This window comes from Streptomyces nymphaeiformis (assembly GCF_014203895.1).
Taxonomy (GTDB): Bacteria; Actinomycetota; Actinomycetes; order Streptomycetales; family Streptomycetaceae; genus Streptomyces; species Streptomyces nymphaeiformis.
Map to the genome: position 1 here is coordinate 192,998 of NZ_JACHJY010000006.1, position 17,974 is coordinate 210,971.

Annotated in this window: 19 protein-coding genes; 7 read left to right on the top strand and 12 right to left on the bottom strand. The window is 71.5% G+C overall.

Translation table 11 applies throughout. The annotated features are described in order from the left end of the window. Positions 1–3: 3 nt before the first annotated feature. The 3 genes from GGE06_RS21445 to GGE06_RS21455 form a co-directional block, all read right to left on the bottom strand. Entirely contained in the window at positions 4–1,182 is a 1,179-nt protein-coding gene (locus GGE06_RS21445; protein ID WP_181924534.1) for a hypothetical protein, read from the bottom strand. Positions 1,183–1,268: 86 nt separating this feature from the next. Next, complete coding sequence (locus tag GGE06_RS21450) at positions 1,269–1,649, bottom strand: DUF1330 domain-containing protein (RefSeq protein ID WP_184931481.1); 381 nt, start codon at positions 1,647–1,649, stop codon at positions 1,269–1,271. 68 nt (positions 1,650–1,717) lie between these two features. Beyond that, complete coding sequence (locus tag GGE06_RS21455) at positions 1,718–2,770, bottom strand: NAD(P)-dependent alcohol dehydrogenase (protein ID WP_116159166.1); 1,053 nt, start codon at positions 2,768–2,770, stop codon at positions 1,718–1,720. Positions 2,771–2,898: 128 nt separating this feature from the next. On the opposite strand from GGE06_RS21455, the gene GGE06_RS21460 reads away from it, so the two are divergent. Continuing rightward, complete coding sequence (locus GGE06_RS21460; protein ID WP_116159167.1) at positions 2,899–3,765, top strand: helix-turn-helix domain-containing protein; 867 nt, start codon at positions 2,899–2,901, stop codon at positions 3,763–3,765. Between the two features lie 51 nt (positions 3,766–3,816). Here the strand turns inward: GGE06_RS21460 and GGE06_RS21465 are convergent, their stop codons facing one another. Continuing rightward, complete coding sequence (locus GGE06_RS21465; RefSeq protein WP_184931482.1) at positions 3,817–5,085, bottom strand: L,D-transpeptidase; 1,269 nt, start codon at positions 5,083–5,085, stop codon at positions 3,817–3,819. A gap of 216 nt (positions 5,086–5,301) precedes the next feature. Next, positions 5,302–5,640 carry a hypothetical protein gene (locus GGE06_RS21470; protein WP_116159169.1) on the bottom strand — a complete coding sequence of 113 codons (339 nt, stop codon included), beginning with the start codon at positions 5,638–5,640 and terminating at the stop codon, positions 5,302–5,304. A gap of 111 nt (positions 5,641–5,751) precedes the next feature. Between GGE06_RS21470 and GGE06_RS21475 the strand changes: the two genes are divergently transcribed. Then, complete coding sequence (locus GGE06_RS21475) at positions 5,752–6,021, top strand: LPXTG cell wall anchor domain-containing protein (RefSeq protein ID WP_116159170.1); 270 nt, start codon at positions 5,752–5,754, stop codon at positions 6,019–6,021. 85 nt (positions 6,022–6,106) lie between these two features. Here GGE06_RS21475 and hutH read toward each other — a convergent pair whose 3' ends face one another. The 5 genes from hutH to GGE06_RS21500 form a co-directional block, all read right to left on the bottom strand. Further along, positions 6,107–7,648 (bottom strand): histidine ammonia-lyase, encoded by a 1,542-nt coding sequence (hutH, locus tag GGE06_RS21480; RefSeq protein ID WP_116159171.1) that lies wholly within the window; start codon positions 7,646–7,648, stop codon positions 6,107–6,109. 90 nt (positions 7,649–7,738) lie between these two features. Continuing rightward, positions 7,739–8,875, bottom strand: coding sequence for a GGDEF domain-containing protein (locus tag GGE06_RS21485; RefSeq protein ID WP_116159172.1), 1,137 nt, complete (start codon positions 8,873–8,875; stop codon positions 7,739–7,741). 152 nt (positions 8,876–9,027) lie between these two features. After that, positions 9,028–9,816: an enoyl-CoA hydratase/isomerase family protein gene (locus GGE06_RS21490; RefSeq protein ID WP_116159173.1), complete on the bottom strand. Its 789-nt coding sequence runs from the start codon at positions 9,814–9,816 to the stop codon at positions 9,028–9,030. A 60-nt stretch (positions 9,817–9,876) separates the two neighbouring features. After that, positions 9,877–11,025: an adenylate/guanylate cyclase domain-containing protein gene (locus GGE06_RS21495; RefSeq protein WP_116159174.1), complete on the bottom strand. Its 1,149-nt coding sequence runs from the start codon at positions 11,023–11,025 to the stop codon at positions 9,877–9,879. Positions 11,026–11,280: 255 nt separating this feature from the next. Then, positions 11,281–12,126, bottom strand: a complete 846-nt coding sequence (locus GGE06_RS21500) for a biotin--[acetyl-CoA-carboxylase] ligase (RefSeq protein WP_184931483.1) — start codon at positions 12,124–12,126, stop codon at positions 11,281–11,283. Positions 12,127–12,260: 134 nt separating this feature from the next. Between GGE06_RS21500 and GGE06_RS21505 the strand changes: the two genes are divergently transcribed. Further along, positions 12,261–13,853 carry an acyl-CoA carboxylase subunit beta gene (locus tag GGE06_RS21505; protein WP_116159176.1) on the top strand — a complete coding sequence of 531 codons (1,593 nt, stop codon included), beginning with the start codon at positions 12,261–12,263 and terminating at the stop codon, positions 13,851–13,853. A gap of 26 nt (positions 13,854–13,879) precedes the next feature. Next, positions 13,880–14,092 carry an acyl-CoA carboxylase subunit epsilon gene (locus GGE06_RS21510; protein ID WP_116159177.1) on the top strand — a complete coding sequence of 71 codons (213 nt, stop codon included), beginning with the start codon at positions 13,880–13,882 and terminating at the stop codon, positions 14,090–14,092. A gap of 65 nt (positions 14,093–14,157) precedes the next feature. Here the strand turns inward: GGE06_RS21510 and GGE06_RS21515 are convergent, their stop codons facing one another. After that, entirely contained in the window at positions 14,158–15,552 is a 1,395-nt protein-coding gene (locus GGE06_RS21515) for an MFS transporter (RefSeq protein ID WP_184931484.1), read from the bottom strand. Positions 15,553–15,589: 37 nt separating this feature from the next. Here GGE06_RS21515 and GGE06_RS21520 point away from each other — a divergent pair, with 37 nt between their 5' ends. From GGE06_RS21520 to GGE06_RS21525, 3 genes are all read left to right on the top strand, one after another. Then, the gene (locus GGE06_RS21520) at positions 15,590–16,258 is read left to right on the top strand and encodes a TetR/AcrR family transcriptional regulator (RefSeq protein WP_184931485.1); all 669 of its coding nucleotides are present in this window, start codon (positions 15,590–15,592) and stop codon (positions 16,256–16,258) included. Between the two features lie 71 nt (positions 16,259–16,329). Then, positions 16,330–16,458 carry a morphogenic membrane protein MmpB gene (mmpB, locus tag GGE06_RS43485; protein WP_281402362.1) on the top strand — a complete coding sequence of 43 codons (129 nt, stop codon included), beginning with the start codon at positions 16,330–16,332 and terminating at the stop codon, positions 16,456–16,458. 148 nt (positions 16,459–16,606) lie between these two features. Continuing rightward, a complete protein-coding gene (locus GGE06_RS21525; protein ID WP_116159180.1) occupies positions 16,607–17,212 on the top strand; it encodes a Maf family protein in 606 nt (201 codons plus the stop codon). A gap of 2 nt (positions 17,213–17,214) precedes the next feature. Here the strand turns inward: GGE06_RS21525 and GGE06_RS21530 are convergent, their stop codons facing one another. Then, positions 17,215–17,646, bottom strand: coding sequence for a hypothetical protein (locus tag GGE06_RS21530; RefSeq protein ID WP_181924535.1), 432 nt, complete (start codon positions 17,644–17,646; stop codon positions 17,215–17,217). Between the last annotated feature and the right edge of the window lie 328 nt (positions 17,647–17,974).

A 17,974-nucleotide genomic window follows, 5' to 3' on the forward strand; every position in this document is an offset into this window, starting at 1 on the left:
GTGTCACCATCCAAGCGACCGCATCGTCGAACGACGTGCGGCATCTTCCAGAAGCCGACCCGCCGCCGCGGCCTGGTCCGGAGTCCCGACCTCCGCGACGACATCGCGCAGTCGGCGCAGGACATCGGGGGTCAGGCGCTCCGCGTACTCGGCCGCGCCGGGAGCGATGACGCTCATGGCCGCGCTTCTGGCTTCACCGTGCAGTCCTGCCGCCCGGAACAGCGCGGCCTGTTCGACCCTGGCCTCGTGCACGGAGATACGACCTCGGTCGACGGCGACCTCGTAGGCCGCCGTGAGGCCGAGCGCCGCGGCCCGCCGCTCCAGTCCGCGGTCCGCCGGAAGGGTTTCGTGAAGACGTGGCCGCCGCCCGTACCGAGCCAGATGGAACCACTCCGCGAGAACGGCGACCGTGACCGCGGTCGACTCCCCCAGCTCGTCCTCGAAGGCGAGTCTGCTGGAACGGCGAGCCTCCTCGTCCGCAGACTCCACCGGGAGCGAGAGGTGCGGGAAGTTGATGTGGATGGACCGGAAGTCCTGTGCTTCGACCATGTTCCACGCGACGAGGGTCGGCCAGACCCTGCGCCCCGTCTGCACATCCCCGTAGACGAGAATGACCGGCAGGTCCCGGAGCGCCCGCTGCAGGAGCAGGATGTCGGCGTCCGCATTACGCAGCGGTCGTTTCATGGCCCCGTCGAAACAGGCGACATCACCCGCCCAGGGGGAGTTCAGCCACGCCCGTCTGATCGCGACCCGGAAGGCCTGTGGACCGTCGTCGTTTCCTGCGCTGTTCTTCTCGTCGTCGAAGTAGGGGGCTACCAGCAGCACGGGCCGAGATCCGCCACCCGACTGTTCCGACACGAGGTCGTGCAGCTCTTCCGGAGAATACGAGAACGGAGAATTCTCAAATCCCCGGTCCAGCCGGTCCTGTTCTGCTTTCACATGGACGCTGATCTGGGCCTGCCGCCAGTCCCGGGCTATTTCGTACTCGTTGGCGCGCTCCGCCTCCTCGGCCCGTACCGAAAAGGCCCGACCCTCACGTTCGACGGCCCTGTTCTCCGCGGTCGCGGCCTCTTCCTCGCGCAGCATGTGAAGAAACTGCTGCTGGTCGAAGTAGCTTCCGTCGCGTCGCATCTTGTACAACTCGAGCATGCGGCCGCTCAGGTCGTTGATGCCACGAAACATTCCGGCGGACAGCAATACGCCCCCTACGTCCTCCCCGTTAATCAGCCGATGCTACGCGGTGTCGCGGCATAGGTCGGGCACACGCGTCAATCTTTGTCAGGTTGGACATCGTCCGCCGCGGATGCCTTCGCGGCCCGCAGGGACGCCGCCGTCCGGGCCGGGTCGTAGTTCTCCGGGGTCCCGTCGATCAGGAGGACGTCGCCCGTCATGTGGCGGGTGCGGAGGGGGATCAGGGCCTGGTAGGGGGCCGAGTCGTACCAGGACCGGGCTGCCTCGTACGTGGGGAAGCCGATGATGACGACGGCGCCGGGCCAGGTGCCCTCGCGGACCTCGCGGGCGGGGGCGCCATGGACGAGGAAGCGGCCGCCGAAGGGGTCGAGGGTGGCCTGGATGCGCTCCATGTAGACGAAGACCTCGTCGTCGAGGACGGGCTTCGGGTGCAGGTTTCCGATGGCGTATGCGGTCATGGGAACAGCGTGCCGGGGGACGGCGTACGGGTCGATTACCCCGGACGTCATCCCCCGGCGGCCGTGCGTCAGATCGTCGCCGTGTCGATGACGAAGCGGTAGCGGACGTCGCTCTTCAGGACGCGCGCGTAGGCCTCGTTGATCTGGTCGGCGCGGATCAGTTCGATCTCGGCGCCCAGGCCGTGCTCGGCGCAGAAGTCGAGCATCTCCTGGGTCTCGGCGATGCCGCCGATCATCGAACCGGCGAGGGTCTTGCGGCCGCCGATGAGGGAGAAGAGGCCGACCTTGACGGGCTCCTCCGGGGCGCCGACGTTCACCAGGGCGCCGTCCGTCTTGACCAGGCTCAGGTAGGCGTCGAAGTCGAGCGGCGCGGAGACCGTGGAGATCACCAGGTCGAAGGTGCCGGCGAGCTTCGTGAAGGTCTCCGGGTCGGAGGTCGCGTGGAAGTGGTCGGCGCCCAGCTTGAGGCCGTCCTCCTGCTTGCGCAGCGACTGGCTGAGGACCGTCACCTCGGCGCCGAGGGCGTGGGCGATCTTGACGCCCATGTGGCCGAGGCCGCCGAGGCCGACGATCGCGACCTTCTTGCCGGGGCCGGCCTGCCAGTGGGCGAGCGGCGAGTAGAGGGTGATGCCGGCGCAGAGCAGCGGGGCGGCCTCGTCGAGGCCGATGCCCTCGGGGATGCGCAGGGTGTAGTTCTCGTCGACGACGATGTGGGTCGAGTAGCCGCCGTAGGTCGGCTCGCCGTTCTTGTCGAGGGCGTTGTACGTGCCGGTCATGCCGTTCACGCAGTACTGCTCCAGGCCGCGCTCGCAGTACTCGCACGCGCGGCAGGAGTCGACGAAGCAGCCGACGCCGACCCGGTCGCCGACCTCGTGCTGGGTGACACCCGGGCCGACCTCGGTGACGATGCCGGCGATCTCGTGGCCGGGGACCATCGGGAAGATGCCCTCGCCCCAGCCGTTGGTGGCCTGGTGGATGTCGGAGTGGCAGATTCCGGCGTACTTGATCTCGATGAGGACGTCGTGCTCGCCGACGGGCCGGCGCGGCACGGTGGTGCGCTCCAGCGGGGCGTTGGCGGCGGGTGCGGCGTACGCGGGGACGGTGGTCGCGTTCGTGGTCATGCGTCCAGCGTGCCGGGGCGCGAGGACCGTACCCAGCCACCTGTTCTGCCTACGACCGGCGTGCCTACCACTGGCAGGGTCAGGAACGTACGTCCGTCCGCGCGGCCCGGCGGCGATAATGGGGCGGTATGGACCTCAGTGCCGAACTCAGCGAATTCCTGCGCTCCCGGAGGGCCCGGCTGAAGCCGCAGGACGTGGGCCTGCCCGAGTTCGGGCGGCACCGGCGGGTGCCGGGGCTGCGCCGCGAGGAGCTGGCGCAGCTGGCGGGGGTGTCCGTGGCGTACTACACCCGGCTCGAACAGGGCAACGGGCGGAACGTGTCCATGGAGGTGCTCGACTCCATCGCGCGGGCGCTGCGGCTGAGCGACACCGAGCGGGCGCATCTGACGCATCTGGCGAAGCCGACGGTGAAGAAGCGGCAGCGGGCGGCGATCGCCCGTCCGCAGCGGGTGCGGCCGGGGCTCCAGTACCTCCTGGACGCGATGGACGGGCTGCCCGCCTTCGTGCTGGGCCGCCGGGGCGACATCCTGGCCTGGAACCGGATGGCACGGGCCCTGATGGGCGATTTCGAGGCGTGGGAGCCGGGCGACCGGAACATGGCCCGGATGATCTTCCTCGAACCGAACGCGCGCGACCTCTACGTCGACTGGGAGTGCAAGGCGGTCGAGGTCGTCAGCACGCTGCGGCTGTACGCGGGGTGCTACCCGGACGACAAGGAGCTGCTCGCGCTGGTCGGCGAGCTGTCGGTGCGCAGCGAGGAGTTCCGCTCGCTGTGGGCGGCGCACACGGTGGCCGACAAGGGGCACGGACAGAAGCGGCTGCGGCATCCGCTGGTGGGCGAGATGACGCTGTCGTACGAGTCGTTGAAGGTGGCCGGGGACGATCCGGACCTGGTGCTCGTGACGTACCACGCGGAGCCGGGGACGCCCTCGGCGGACGCGCTGCGGCTGCTCGCGCAGTGGGGTGTGGACGAGCCCGTGGACGTACGGGAATGACGGAGGGCCCCCTCCCGGTGCGGGAGGGGGCCCTCGTCACGTGCGTGCGGATCAGACGGCCGAGCCGTCCTTCCACTCCGACCAGGACATGTTCCAGCCGTTGAGGCCGTTGTCCGGCTTGATCGTCTTGTCGTTGGAGTTCTTGACGATGACGACGTCGCCGATCATCGAGTTGTCGAAGAGCCAGGCGGCCGTCTGGTTCGGGTCGCCGGCGCCCTTGACGTCGGCGAGGCCGACGCAGCCGTGGCTGGTGTTCACGTTGCCGAAGATCGACCGCGCGCCCCAGTAGTTGCCGTGGATGAAGGTGCCCGAGGTGGACAGGCGCATGGCGTGCGGCACGTCCTTGATGTCGTACTCGCCCTTGCCGTCGTCGTCGGTGAAGCCGACGGTGGCGCCGTTCATCCGGGTCTCCTTGAACTTCTCGGAGATCACCATCTGACCGTTGTAGGTGGTGTTCTCCGGGGAGCCTGCGGAGATCGGGATGGTCTTGATCGTCTTGCCGTCCTGCTTGACCGTCATGGTCTTGGTGGCGACGTCGACGGTCGAGACCTGGTTGCGGCCGATCTTGAAGGTGACGGTCTTCTGCTGGACGCCGAAGACGCCGTCCGCGCCCTCGACGCCGTCGAGGTCGAGCTTCAGGGTGACGGTCGAGCCCTCGGTCCAGTACGCGTCGGGACGGAAGTCGAGACGCGTCGAGTTGAACCAGTGCCCGACGACCTCCTGGCCGGAGCTGGAGGAGACCGTGATGCCGCCCTGGACGGCCTTCTTGTCGGTGATCGCCTTGTTGAAGTTGATCGAGACCGGCATGCCGACGCCGACGGTCGAGCCGTCCTCGGGCGTGAAGTTGCCGATGAAGCTGTTGGCCTGGGAGACCGTGGTGAACGAGGAGTTCTCGTGGGCCTCGAGGCCTTCCGCGTCGGTGGCGGTGGCCGCGATCTTGTAGACCGTGGCGCGCTTGAGCGGCCCGCTCGGCTTCCAGCTGAGCCCGTCGGCCGCTATGTCGCCCTTGACCTCGACGCCCTCGGCGGAGGTCATGGTGACCGACGTCAGCTTGCCCTCGGTCACGGAGACCTTGGCGTCGTTGTTGATGGAGGCGTTCTGCGCGCCGTTCTTCGGCGAGATGGTGATCTGCGCCTTGGAGGTCTTCTGCGCGGCCGCCTCGTCGACCTGGGCCTGTGACTGCTGCGTCGCGGAACCGGAGGCGCTACCGCCCTTGTCCCCGTCGTTGCACGCCGAGAGCACGAGTACGCCACCGAGCACCGCGGCGGCCGCCGCCAGGCTCCTGCGGCGCTTGCCGACCGTCATCACACGCTTCTCCATCGTCGCCGGTTCCCTGCCAACTTCTTCTATGAACGCCCATGACACCCCGTCCGGTTCCGTGTCCGGAGCGTTTGTGGGCAATGCCACTGATCCACGGGGAACACCACAGATCCACACGCGCGTGCCGGGCTTCCGGTTCCCGGGGTCACGGAAAAGCCGTGAAAAGGCCCCGGGAGCGGCGTCCCGGGGCCCGCGCCGCGTGCGGATGCCCGCCTCTTACGGCCGGTCGTCGTCTTCCTCGCCCTCATTTTCCTCGCCGAGGTCCCACTCCAGCGCATCGGGGTCGTAATCGACCTCCTCGGTGCTCCAGGACGCCTGGACCATCTCGATCCCGGGGACGTCGCGGATCAGGTCGAAGGGCTCGACGAGGTAGGCGAGCGCCTCGGCGCTGTCCTCGCGCGCGGCCTCGCGCGCCTGCACCCGCTCCTCCTCGGGCATGAACTCATCGGCGTCGATCTTGGCCTCGGCGGCCTCGGTCAGCTCGGCGGGAGCGTCGATCTCCAGGACGACATCGACGCGAAGGCGGACATAGCGTGTGGACTCACTTGTGCTCATGGGTCGGAGCGTAGGGGGCCGGAGGGCCTCGACTTTCCCGCGACCCGCTGTGTTCCGTAGCATCGACGCACACACCAATTCGCGGTTTCCGCAAGGGGGATCGAAATTTCCGTGTCCGCCGCCCGACGCCCACTGCTGACCGCCATCGCCGCGGGGACGCTGCTGTGCGCCCTGTGGTTCGTGCCGTCCGCCAACGCCACCGATGAGCAGGGCGGGGCACGCATCGGGGTCACCCAGAACGGCCCCCTCACCGACGACGGGCGCCTGGCCGAGACCGGGGGGCGGAACACCACGGCGTACCTGCTCGGCGGGACGGGGTTCCTGGGGGTCGGGGCGGGTTTCGTGGCGCTCGCGCTGCGGCGCCGGGGCCGTGCCTTCTGAGTCTTCCGAGCCTTCTGACGGAGTACGCGCACGCGTGAAGGGCCGCCCCCGGAGGCCGGGGGCGGCCCTTTCGTGCGCGCCGGGGTTACGCCAGCGGGCCGGTGACCGGCTCGACGGCCGCGACCAGCTTGCCCTCGCGTACGAAGGCGTCGGCGCCCGCCAGGTCGGGGGCGAGGTAACGGTCCGGGCCGGGGCCCTGGACGCCGGCCGCGCGCAGGGCCTCGATGGCCGCCTGCGAGGCGGGCGCCGGGGTGAGGCCCGCGCGGAGCTCGATGCCGCGGGTGGCGGCGTACATCTCGACCGCGATGATCCGGTTGAGGTTGCCGATCGCCGTGCGCAGCTTGCGGGCGGCGGACCAGCCCATGGAGACGTGGTCCTCCTGCATCGCGGAGGACGGGATGGAGTCGGCGGAGGCCGGGACGGCGAGCCGCTTCATCTCGCTGACCAGGGCGGCCTGCGTGTACTGGGCGATCATCAGGCCCGAGTCGACGCCGGCGTCCTCGGCGAGGAACGGCGGGAGGCCGTGCGAGCGGTTCTTGTCGAGGAGCCGGTCGGTGCGGCGCTCGGCGATGGAGCCGAGGTCGGCGGCGGCGATCGCGAGGAAGTCGAGGACGTACGCGACGGGGGCGCCGTGGAAGTTGCCGTTGGAGCGGACCTCGCCGCTGGGCAGCACGATCGGGTTGTCGACGGCGGCGGCGAGCTCGCGCTCGGCGACGAGCCGGGCGTGGGCCATGGTGTCGCGGCCGGCGCCGGCGACCTGCGGGGCGCAGCGCACCGAGTAGGCGTCCTGGACGCGGGGGGCCTCGCCGGCCTGGGCGTGGCCGGTGAGGCCGGAGCCCTTGAGCACGGCCAGCATGTTGGCGGCGGAGGCGGCCTGGCCGGGGTGCGGGCGGACGGTGTGCAGCTCGGGTTCGAGGACCTTCTCGGTGCCGAGGAGGGCTTCGAGGGAGAGCGCGGCGGTGATGTCGGCCGACTTGTAGAGGGTGTCGAGGTCGGCGAGGGCCATGATCAGCATGCCGAGCATGCCGTCGGTGCCGTTGAGGAGGGCGAGGCCCTCCTTCTCCTTGAGCTCGACGGGCGCGATGCCGGCGGCGGCGAGGAGCTCGCCGGCGGGCTTGACCACGCCGTCGGGGCCCTCGGCGTCGCCCTCGCCCATGAGCGCGAGGGCGCAGTGGGAGAGCGGGGCGAGGTCGCCGGAGCAGCCGAGGGAGCCGTACTCGTGGACGACGGGGGTGATGCCGGCGTTGAGGACGTCGGCCATGGTCTGGGCGACCTCGGGGCGGACGCCGGTGTAGCCGGAGGCCACGGTCTTCAGGCGGAGGAACATCAGGGCGCGCACGACCTCGCGCTCGACGCGCGGGCCCATGCCGGCGGCGTGCGAGCGGACGATGTTGCGCTGGAGCTGGGCGCGCAGCTCGTGGCTGATGTGCCGGGTGGCGAGCGCGCCGAATCCGGTGGAGACCCCGTAGACGGGCTCGGGCTTGGCGGCGAGCGCGTCGACGATGTCACGGGCGGCGGCCAGGGCGGCCACGGCCTCGGTCGACAGCTCGACGCGGGCGCCGTTGCGGGCGACGTCGATGACGTCCTGCGGGGTCGTGCCGGACGTGCCGAGGACGACTGTCTGCATATCCATATTCAGCACCCTACGGATTGAAGACCAGCATGTCACTAGCCGATTTCGTCACCGTCCCGACAGGGGACGGCCCCTTACGGCCCCCTACGGCCCCTCCTGACGCGGGCCCGCCGTCGGCGCGTCGCGGAAGCGGCGGCGGTCGCGGGCTCCGGGGGGCGCGTCGGCGAGGCGGATGACCGTGCCGTCCCGGCCCGCGACGACGGGCTTCCGCGAACGTTCGGCCTTGGCCTGGTACTGGGCGGCGTCGGCGAGCCGGAAGAGGCGGCGGGCCGACCTGAGGGGCCCGATGGGGTCGCCGGTGGACGCGACCCCGCAGGCCACGCCCTCGCCGAGCTCCAGCTCCGCCGCCCGTACGCACAGCTCCTCGGCGACCGCGACGACCTCGTCCGCCGTCGGGCCGACGGTCAGGAGGCAGAACTCGTCGCCGCCCAGACGGGCCGCGAGGGCGCCGGGGAGCATGGCGCCGCAGCGGGAGAGGACCGAGCCGAAGCGTTCGAGGAGGCGGTCGCCGACGGCGTGGCCGTGGGTGTCGTTGACGCGCTTGAGACCGTTCAGGTCGCAGACCACGAGGCTGACGACGGAGCCGTCCGCCCGGTAGCGCTCGATGGCCTCGTCCAGACGGGTGTCGACGGCCCGCCGGTTGGCCAGGCCCGTCAGGGGATCGGTGAAGGCCAGCTTGCGGACCTCCTCCAGGCGCTCGGCCTGGGCGATGCCGGCGGCGACGACCGCCGCGAGGACGGTCGCGAAGTCGGCGTCCGCGCGGGTGAAAGGTTTCTCCCCTTGCGGCCTGGCCACGTACAGCTCGCCCCACGCGCGCCCGTGGAGCACGATCGGCGCGACCACGCAGCAGCCGCGCCCGCGCCGCCGCAGGCCCGTCACCCGGCCGGTCGGCACGGGGTCGGCGGCGGTCTCCACCCAGGCGTCGGGCTCGCCGCCGCCGGCCCACTGCTCGTGCAGGAACTCGGTGATCTCGGGGAACTGGTGCACGGGGTACGTCTCCGAGTCCGGGAACTCCTCCTCGCCCACGGCCCGGTCCCCGGCGTTCACCAGGACCTTGAGGCGGCCGTGGTCCCGCTGCCAGACGGACAGGGCGGCGAAGGTCCCGTCGAGCCCCTCACAGGCCCCGAGCGCCGCCGCCCGCCAGAACTCGCGCGGGGTGTGCGCCGCCGCCATCCCCTGCGCCAGCGCCACTACGGCCCGCAGCCGTACGTCCTCACCCATTCCTCCAGCTTAGGGAGGTTTGATCCGTTTTCCCCACCGGGACGTCACCGTAAGTCACAATTGGCATAAAACGGTAAAATTCCTGAGACTTCCGAGAATCCCGGGCTCACCCCGGGCTCACCCCTGGAGTCGTCCCGGGGGCTGCTCCGGGGTCACTCGCCCGGCCAGTTCGGCTTCCGCTTCTCGTTGAAGGCCGCCACGCCCTCGGCCCGGTCGCCCGAGAAGGCCACCGAACGCCAGGCCGCGTCCTCGACCTCCAGGCCCGCCCGCAGGTCGAGGCCCTGACCGAGCCGCATCGCCTTCTTCGCCGCGCGCAGGCCGACCGGCGAGTTCGCCGCGATCCGCCCGGCGAGCTCCAGGGCCGCCGTCCGGGCGTCCTCCTCAAGGAGGTCGACGAGGCCGAGCTCGCGGGCCTCGGCCGCCTCCACCCGGCGGGCCGTGAAGACCAGCTCGGCGGCGCGCGCCGCGCCCACCCGGCGCGGCAGCAGCTGCGTACCGCCGCCGCCGGGGATGACGCCCACGGAGACCTCGGGGAGGCCGACGACGGTGGTCGCGTCGGCCACGATGACGTCGCAGGAGAGCGCCAGCTCGAAGCCGCCGCCGAGGGCGAAGCCGTGCACGGCGGCGACGGTCGGCATCGGCAGCTCCAGGACGCCGGTGTACGCGGCGCGGGCGGTCGGGCGCTGGCGGACGAGGTCGGCGTCGGTGAAGGAGTTGCGCTCCTTGAGGTCGGCGCCGACGCAGAAGGCGCGGTCGTTCGAGGAGGTCAGGACGGTGACGCGGACCTCGGGGTCGGCGGCGAGGGCGCCGCAGGCGGTGCCGATGGAGCGGGCCATCTCGGAGGAGACGGCGTTCATGGCCTTGGGCCGGTCGAGGACCAGCTCCGCGACGTGACCGTCCTTCCGGACCACCACGAACTCACCAAAGCGCTGCTCGGACATGACCGCACCCTCCCGGTTCAGGCCTGTTAACGGGTGTTAACAGGCGTTCACCGGGAGATCCTAAGTCGGGCGGCGGCTCAGGAGCCAGGGTTCGACGACGCCGAGGCCACGGACCGGGCGCTGCCACATGGGCTGGAGCGCGAAGCGGTACGTGGCGGCCTGGCGGCCCTCCTTCTCGGCGCGGGCCGCCTCCTCGGCCGCCTCCGCCTCCGAGGCGGGCGCCTCACCGGTCCTGGTCAGCTCCTCGGCGAGGGCGCCGTCGACGAGGACGGCGTCCTTCGGGGCTATCGAGGTGAGCCGGCTGGCCAGGTTCACCGTGGTGCCGAAGACATCGCCCATCCGGGTCGTCACGGTGCCGAAGGCGATGCCGACGCGCAGCGCGGGCATCGTCTCGTCGTGGCTGAGCGTCTCGATGAGGCGCAGGGCGATCTCGGCGGCGGTGCCGGCGTCGTCGGCGGCGTACAGCACCTCGTCGCCGAGGGTCTTGATGAGCCGCCCGCCGTGCGCGGCGACCAGGTCGGCGCAGGTGGTCTCGAAGGCCTCGACGAGCTCGCCGAGCTCCTCCTCCTCCAGGCGGCGGGTCAGCCGGGTGAAGCCGACGAGGTCCGCGAAGCCGACGGCGAGCCTGCGGTCGACCATCTCCTCGTCGTCGGCGGCCTGCACGACCCGGCCGGTGGCGGCGGCGAGCTGCCGGCGCCACACGTAGATCAGGAACTCCTCCAGCTCGGGCAGGAGCAGCTCGACCAGCGGATACGTGACCTCGGTACGGGTCATGCCCGGCTCGGGCGGCTCGGTGAGGCCCTCCAGGAAGGAGTCGATCTGCCACTCGGCCAACCGGGCGGTCGTCTGGCCGGTGGAACGGGCCACCTGCACGGCCATCGGCTCGCTGAGCAGCCCCGCCTCGACGAGACCGGCGAGCCGCCGCAGGGCGAGCACGTCGGCCTCGGTGAGCGCCTTGGCCTGGCCGATGTCGGCGAAGCCCATGGCCCGCCAGAAGCGGGAGGCGAGCTCCATGGAGACGCCGGCGGTGCGGGCGGCCTGGAAGGGGGTGTAGCGGCGGTCGGCGCCGAGGATGAGCTGTTCGAGGCGGATCGCGAGGGGGTCGTGGCTCGGCTCGGCCGTGTGGTCGACCTCGTGATGGGGGGTGGGGTACGTCGGCGGCTGTGCCGGCTGGGCGGTGCCGCCGTTGTTCGCGTCGTCAGCGGTCACCGGCCGCCTCCTGCCGTTCCCTGCCCACGTGTCCTGCCGATCTGTCGCTTGGATCGCGCTCCACGATACGGCAGGTGTGTGCTGGCTCACGCGCGAACGGCTGCCGCCCGGACCTTCGGGAGTGCGGGCCCTTCGGGTGAAGGGCCTGGAGGGCGCGACGCGCGGCGGGTTCCGGTGTGCCCACCCTCCCCCGAGCTCTCGGCTTCGCTCGGGCAGGGGGGACCCCCCTCGCCGCAGCAGAACGATGGCCCACGCCTATGTCCGCAGGTGGACGATGTCGCCCGCTCCCACCGCTTCCGTGCCGCCGCCCTCCGTCGCGACGACCAGGCGGCCGTCGCCGTCCAGGGCCACGGCGTCGCCTTCCAGCATGCGCTCGCCGGGGAGCTCGGCGCGGATGCGGCGGCCGAGGGTGGCGCAGCCGGCCGTGTAGGCGGCCTGGAGGCCGGAGGCTGCGGGGTCGCCCTCGGCGCGTACCCAGTCGCCGTAGTGCTGGGCGAGGGAGCGCAGGACGGCCCGCAGGAGGGTGTCGCGGTCGGTGGAGGCCGCGCCGGCGAGGAGCAGGGAGCCGGCCGCCGGGACGGGCAGCTCGTCCGCGCGGAGGGAGACGTTGATGCCGAGGCCGACGACGATGGCGTCGGCCCCGGCCCGCTCGGCGAGGATGCCGCCGGTCTTGCGTTCCTCGCCCGCGACGGAAACCAGCAGGTCGTTGGGCCACTTGAGGGACGTGTCGACGCCGGCGGCCTTCGCGAGGCCGGTGGCGGCGGCCACGCCGGTGAGCAGCGGGAGCCAGCCCCAGCGGTGGACGGGCACGCCGGGCTTGAGGAGCACGGAGAGGAAGAGCCCGGAGCGGGCGGGCGCGGTCCAGGTGCGGTCGAGGCGGCCGCGGCCCGAGGTCTGCTCCTCGGCGACGAGCACCGCGCCCTCGGGCAGTTCGTCGGCCCGGGCGGCGAGGTCGCTGTTGGTGGAGCCGGTGGTGGTGACCACGTCGAGCGAGGTCCACAGTCCGTCGGGGACGACGAGGGCGCGGCGCAGTGCGGTGGCGTTCAGCGGGGGCCGGTCGAGGTCCGACCAGGGTCCGCCGGAGTCTTGAGAGGACGTCATGCAAGCCAGAGTAGGTGTGGCAAAGACCGCAGTGCCGAACCGTATCGCCGTCGATACGCTACGGGTCAGTAGGCCAGTAGTAGGCCATTCGTAGTCCACGAACCCCCCGTGACCAGGCAGGGAGCCGCATCCCGATGTCCGAGCCGGCAGAGCAGTACGAGATCGACATTCACACGACCGCGGGCAAGATCGCGGACCTCAAGCGCCGTATCGACGAGGCCACGCACGCCGGCTCGGAGCGGGCGGTGGAGAAGCAGCACGCCAAGGGCAAGCTGACCGCGCGCGAGCGGATCGCCCTCCTCCTGGACGAGGGTTCGTTCGTGGAGCTGGACGAGCTGGCCCGGCACCGCTCGACGAACTTCGGCCTGGAGAAGAACCGGCCGTACGGAGACGGTGTCGTCACCGGCTACGGCACGGTGGACGGCCGCCCTGTGGCGGTGTTCTCGCAGGACTTCACGGTCTTCGGCGGCGCCCTCGGCGAGACGTACGGCCAGAAGATCATCAAGGTGATGGACTTCGCGCTGAAGACCGGCTGCCCGGTCATCGGCATCAACGACTCCGGCGGCGCCCGCATCCAGGAGGGCGTGAGCGCGCTCGGCATGTACGGCGAGATCTTCCGCCGCAACACCCACGCCTCCGGGGTGATCCCGCAGATCTCCCTGATCGTCGGCCCCTGCGCGGGCGGCGCGGTGTACTCCCCCGCGATCACCGACTTCACCGTGATGGTCGACCAGACCTCGCACATGTTCATCACGGGTCCCGACGTCATCAAGACGGTGACCGGCGAGGACGTGGGCTTCGAGGAGCTGGGCGGCGCCCGGACGCACAACTCGACCTCGGGCGTGGCCCACCACATGGCGGGTGACGAGAAGGACGCGATCGAGTACGTCAAGTCCCTGCTCTCGTACCTTCCGTCGAACAACCTCTCCGAGCCGCCGGCCTTCCCGGAGGTCGCGGAGACCGAGGTGACGGACGAGGACCGCGAGCTCGACACGCTGATCCCGGACTCGGCGAACCAGCCGTACGACATGCACAAGGTCATCGAACACGTCCTCGACGACGGCGAGTTCCTGGAGACGCAGGCACTGTTCGCGCCGAACATCCTGACGGGCTTCGGCCGCGTCGAGGGCTTCCCGGTCGGTGTGGTCGCGAACCAGCCGATGCAGTTCGCGGGCTGCCTCGACATCAACGCGAGCGAGAAGGCCGCGCGCTTCGTGCGCACCTGCGACGCCTTCAACATCCCGGTCCTGACCTTCGTCGACGTGCCGGGCTTCCTGCCGGGCGTGGACCAGGAGTACGGCGGCATCATCCGGCGCGGCGCGAAGCTGATCTACGCGTACGCGGAGGCGACGGTCCCGCTGATCACGGTCATCACCCGGAAGGCCTTCGGCGGCGCGTACGACGTCATGGGCTCCAAGCACCTGGGCGCCGACCTGAACCTGTCGTGGCCGACGGGCCAGATCGCGGTCATGGGCGCGCAGGGCGCGGTCAACATCCTGCACCGGCGGACGATCGCCGAGGCGGAGGACCAGGAGGCCGAGCGGGCGCGGCTCATGCAGGAGTACGAGGACGCGCTGCTCAACCCGTACACGGCGGCCGAGCGCGGCTACATCGACGGCGTGATCCTGCCGTCGGACACGCGCCCGCAGATCGTGAAGGGCCTGCGTCAGCTCCGTACGAAGCGGGAATCCCTGCCTCCGAAGAAGCACGGCAACATCCCGCTCTAGCCCTTCCGGACCCTCAAGGAGCCGACATGATCAAGGTCGTACGAGGCAACCCGACTCCGGAGGAGTTGGCCGCCGCACTGGCGGTCGTTCAAGCCCGGGCCGCGGCCACGGCGGCGGCGTCCGCCGGGGACGGCGGCCCGGCGGTACCGGAGGGGTGGTCGGATCCCTCCCGCATCGCGCGGTCGGTACGGCACCGGCCGGGCCCGCGGTCCTGGGCGCGGTCGTACTGGCCCGCGTAGTCCTCGCCGCACGACGAGAGGCCGGATCCCTTGTGCGGGGGATCCGGCCTCTCGCGTACGTCCGTTCAGGTACGGCGGAGGAGGAGGCCCGACAGGACGGCTCCGGCGGCGACGATCGCGGCGTTGACGAGGACCGCGCGGCCGATGCCGTCGAGGAGCACGGGCGCGGTGACGACGACGGCGCTCATGACCGGCGTGCCCATGGTGATGCCGATCTGCTGGGTCATGGTCGCGAGCCCGGTCGCCATGCCCTGCTCGCCGTCGGGGATGCCCGAGGTGGCGGTGACCATGAAGCCGACGATCGCGAGCATGTTGCCGACGCCGCCGGCGAAGGTCGCGGCGAGCAGCAGCGCGAGGCTGCCGCGGTCGTCGCCGAGGCCGTACAGGGCGAGGGTGGCGGCGGCCTGGAGGAGCCCGCCGGAGACCAGGGCGGCGCGGGCCCCGAAGCGGCCGATGAAGCGGGAGGCGGCCACGCCGCCGAGGACCGTGCCGGCGCCGAGGACGCCGAAGGAGAGTCCGGCGGCGAGCGGGGAGAAGCCCAGGACGTCCTGGAGGTACAGGGTCATCAGGAAGACCAGCGAGGTCTCGGTGACGAAGGCGACGAGCCCGGCGAGGTTGCCCCAGACGACCGTGCGGCGCCTCAGGACGTGGATCGGGACGAGGGGCGAGGCGGCCCGCCGTTCGACGAGGACGAAGGCGGTGAGGAGCGCGGCGCCGGCGGCGAGGGCGGTGAGCGCCGTGGGGTCCGTCCAGCCGTGCTCGCCGGTGGCGGTCAGGCCGTAGACGAGGGCGAGGAGACCTCCGGTGACGGTGACGGCGCCGGGGACGTCGAGGCGGGGCCGGACGGCCGGACGGCTCTCCTTCAGGACGGCGGGGGCGACGAGGAGGACGGCGAGGGCCACCGGCACGTTGACGAGGAAGGCCCAGCGCCAGGAGAGCAGGTCGGTGAGGACGCCGCCGAGGATCGCGCCGGTGGTGAAGCCCGCGGACATGAGCGCGCCGTTCAGGCCGAGCGCCCTGGCCCGCAGCGGGCCCTCGGGGAAGGCGGCGGTGAGCAGGGAGAGCCCGGCGGGGGTGACGGCGGCGGTGGCGAGGCCCTGGGCGACGCGGGCGGCCATCAGCGTCCCGGGGCCGGTGGCGAGGCCTCCGGCGAGCGAGGACACGCCGAGGAGGGCCATGCCGCCGAGGAAGAGGCGGCGGCGTCCGACGAGGTCGGCGACACGCCCGAAGAGGAGGGTGAATCCGGCGGCGGCGAGGGCGAAGGCGGTGGCGATCCACTGGAGGCCGCCGAGGGTGAAGCCGAGCCCCTGGCCGATGACGGGCAGCGCGACGTTCAGGATCGAGAAGTCGACGGCCAGCATGAACTGGGCGAGGAGGAGGACGACGAGGACGAGCCGCATCCGGCCGGTCATGCGGTCGGGGCGGGTGGCTGAGGGGGTGGGGAGATCCAGGGCGACCATGCGAACGACCCCTTAATGGGAATCTGGTTCCGTTAAGATGTCCCGTACGGTAGCAGAGTCGAAGGCCTTAATGGAACAGGAGACCCGTTTGACTGAGAGCCGGCCGGCCACGCCCGGCACCACACGTCCCGGCGGCCGCACCGCGAAGGTCCGCAGGGCGGTCCTCGACGCCACCCTGGACGCGCTCGCCGACACCGGCTTCCACGCCCTGAACATGGACCGGATCGCCGCGGGCGCGGGCGTCGGCAAGACCACCGTCTACCGCCGCTGGGGCTCCCCCGTCGGCCTGGTCACCGACCTCCTGCACGACATGGCCGAGCAGTCGCTGCCCGCCTCCGACACCGGCAGCCTCCCGGGCGACCTGCGGGCCAACGCCGAACTCGTCCGGGACACCCTCGTGGACCCCCGGATGGGCGCCGTCTTCCGCGCGGTCATCGCCGCGGCGGCCTGCGACGAGGAGTGCGCCCGCGCCCTCGCCGACTTCTACCGGACCCGGCTCGCCGAATGGGCCCCGGTCGTCACCCGGGGCGAGGCCCGCGGCGAGATCCCGGCGGGGACGGACCCCGTCGAGCTCCTCCGCGCCGTCTCCGCGCCGCTCTACTACCGCTTCGCGGTCACCCGCGAGGAGCTCGACGCCGCCGTCGCCGAGCGGGCGGTGACGGCGGCGCTCGCGGCCGCGCGGGACGGGGTGTTCGTCCGCGAATAGTCCCTCCGTACGGGGATGCCTGAGTATCCGTACTCAGGCGCCCCGCGCGCCCCGCCCGCAGGATCGGAGGCATGCTGTGGTCCGACCCGAAGAACCAGCCGCCGAAGTTCCTGCGCGACATGCAGGCGACGCTCCGCCGCACGGGCGTGCTGCTGGCACTGGCGATGGTGGTGGTGATGTTCGTGGCGAGCGCGCGCTGACCACGCGCACGCGTACGGCCCGACGGACCACGCGCGCGCGTACGGACCGCGCGCGCACGACGGGTGCCACGCGCGCGTACCCGCGGACAAGCGGACGACCGGGCCACGCGGGCGCGTGCGTACGCCCGGCACTGGCTACGCTGCCCCCATGACTGCTGATCCGCGCCGTGTCGTGCTCGCCTCCGCCTCCCCCGCCCGGCTCGGCCTGCTCCGGCAGGCCGGACTCGCTCCCGAGGTGATCGTGAGCGGCGTCGACGAGGACAAGGTCCACGCCCCGACCCCGGCCGAACTCGCGCTCGCCCTCGCCGAGGCGAAGGCAGCCCACGTGGCCGCCAAGCCCGAGGCGTTCGGCGCGCTCGTCATCGGCTGCGACTCGGTCCTGGAGCTCGACAAGCAGGCCCTGGGCAAGCCGGCCGACGCCGAGGAGGCCACCGCCCGCTGGAAGTCGATGCGGGGCCGGGTCGGCATCCTCCAGACCGGCCACTGCGTGTACGACACGGCCGCCAAGCGCTACGAGTCGGCGACGGCCTCCACCGTGGTCCGCTTCGGCGAGCCGACGGACGAGGAGATCGCCGCGTACGTGGCGAGCGGCGAACCGCTCCACGTGGCGGGCGCGTTCACCCTGGACGGCCGCTCGGCCCCGTTCATCGACGGCATCGACGGCGACCCGGGCAATGTGATCGGCCTGTCCCTGCCGCTCCTGCGCAGGCTCCTGCGGAAGCTGGACGTCGAGATCACCGACCTCTGGGCCTGAGGTCAGCCGACGGCCGGAACCTCCTCGGGGACGTCCTTCGCGCGCTCCTCGCCGTACGCCACCAGGGTGAGGACGACGAGCCCGAGCACGGTCACCAGGAACGCGAAGGCGGGCCAGCCGAGGAGGCCGACGGAGACCGCGCCGAGGACGCCGTGGACGATCGCGCAGCCGATGAGGAGCGCCCGGCCGAAGCGGCCCGGGCGGCGGTCGCGGACGCCCGCGACGAGGGCGACGAGTCCGCAGAGGAGGAGGGCGGCGCCGGAGGCGATGCCGAGTCCCCAGGTGCCGGTGACCATCGCGTCGGGGTCCATGCCGGCGAGGGACATCGACTGGGCTTCCAGGAAGCCGGCCATGACGGCGTTGATCGCGACGATGCCGGGTGCTTCGAGGAAGAGCACCGCGGCCGTCACGAGCGCTATCGGTCTGCGGGCCACCTCGGCCACCCCCTGGATTCAGCTGTTACCGAGAGTACGGTCGACAGCGCGAAGGCTACTGGCCGGTAAACCCTCGGACAAGAGTTCCCGCACGGCGGGCGACGGTGGAGGATCAACGGACGATCGACGGACCGCCCGGCAAAGAATCATTGAGCCATTCGTAGGGACTCCACAAAGAAACCCGAACGGCCCCTGGTCCCACGAACAGAGACCTGCGCCACACCTCAGAGCTACTGTGCCGTCAAGGAACCCTGCGTACCGTGGTGCGACAAGGGAATTCACGACCCGAGCGGGCCCGTGGTCACGCTCCGTGTGGGCAAGCTCACCA

Bases quoted from the DNA above. Each gene is read 5' to 3' on its own strand.
- GGE06_RS21515 (WP_184931484.1), bottom strand. From the start codon at position 15,552: ATGGTCGCCCTGGATCTCCCCACCCCCTCAGCCACCCGCCCCGACCGC.
- GGE06_RS21505 (WP_116159176.1), top strand. From the start codon at position 12,261: ATGTCCGAGCCGGCAGAGCAGTACGAGATCGACATTCACACGACCGCG.
- GGE06_RS21525 (WP_116159180.1), top strand. From the start codon at position 16,607: ATGACTGCTGATCCGCGCCGTGTCGTGCTCGCCTCCGCCTCCCCCGCC.
- GGE06_RS21450 (WP_184931481.1), bottom strand. From the start codon at position 1,649: ATGACCGCATACGCCATCGGAAACCTGCACCCGAAGCCCGTCCTCGAC.
- GGE06_RS21455 (WP_116159166.1), bottom strand. From the start codon at position 2,770: ATGACCACGAACGCGACCACCGTCCCCGCGTACGCCGCACCCGCCGCC.
- GGE06_RS21485 (WP_116159172.1), bottom strand. From the start codon at position 8,875: ATGGGTGAGGACGTACGGCTGCGGGCCGTAGTGGCGCTGGCGCAGGGG.
- GGE06_RS21445 (WP_181924534.1), bottom strand. From the start codon at position 1,182: ATGTTTCGTGGCATCAACGACCTGAGCGGCCGCATGCTCGAGTTGTAC.
- GGE06_RS21520 (WP_184931485.1), top strand. From the start codon at position 15,590: ATGTCCCGTACGGTAGCAGAGTCGAAGGCCTTAATGGAACAGGAGACC.
- mmpB (WP_281402362.1), top strand. From the start codon at position 16,330: ATGCTGTGGTCCGACCCGAAGAACCAGCCGCCGAAGTTCCTGCGCGAC.
- GGE06_RS21510 (WP_116159177.1), top strand. From the start codon at position 13,880: ATGATCAAGGTCGTACGAGGCAACCCGACTCCGGAGGAGTTGGCCGCC.
- GGE06_RS21470 (WP_116159169.1), bottom strand. From the start codon at position 5,640: ATGAGCACAAGTGAGTCCACACGCTATGTCCGCCTTCGCGTCGATGTC.
- GGE06_RS21465 (WP_184931482.1), bottom strand. From the start codon at position 5,085: ATGGAGAAGCGTGTGATGACGGTCGGCAAGCGCCGCAGGAGCCTGGCG.
- hutH (WP_116159171.1), bottom strand. From the start codon at position 7,648: ATGCAGACAGTCGTCCTCGGCACGTCCGGCACGACCCCGCAGGACGTC.
- GGE06_RS21500 (WP_184931483.1), bottom strand. From the start codon at position 12,126: ATGACGTCCTCTCAAGACTCCGGCGGACCCTGGTCGGACCTCGACCGG.
- GGE06_RS21460 (WP_116159167.1), top strand. From the start codon at position 2,899: ATGGACCTCAGTGCCGAACTCAGCGAATTCCTGCGCTCCCGGAGGGCC.
- GGE06_RS21490 (WP_116159173.1), bottom strand. From the start codon at position 9,816: ATGTCCGAGCAGCGCTTTGGTGAGTTCGTGGTGGTCCGGAAGGACGGT.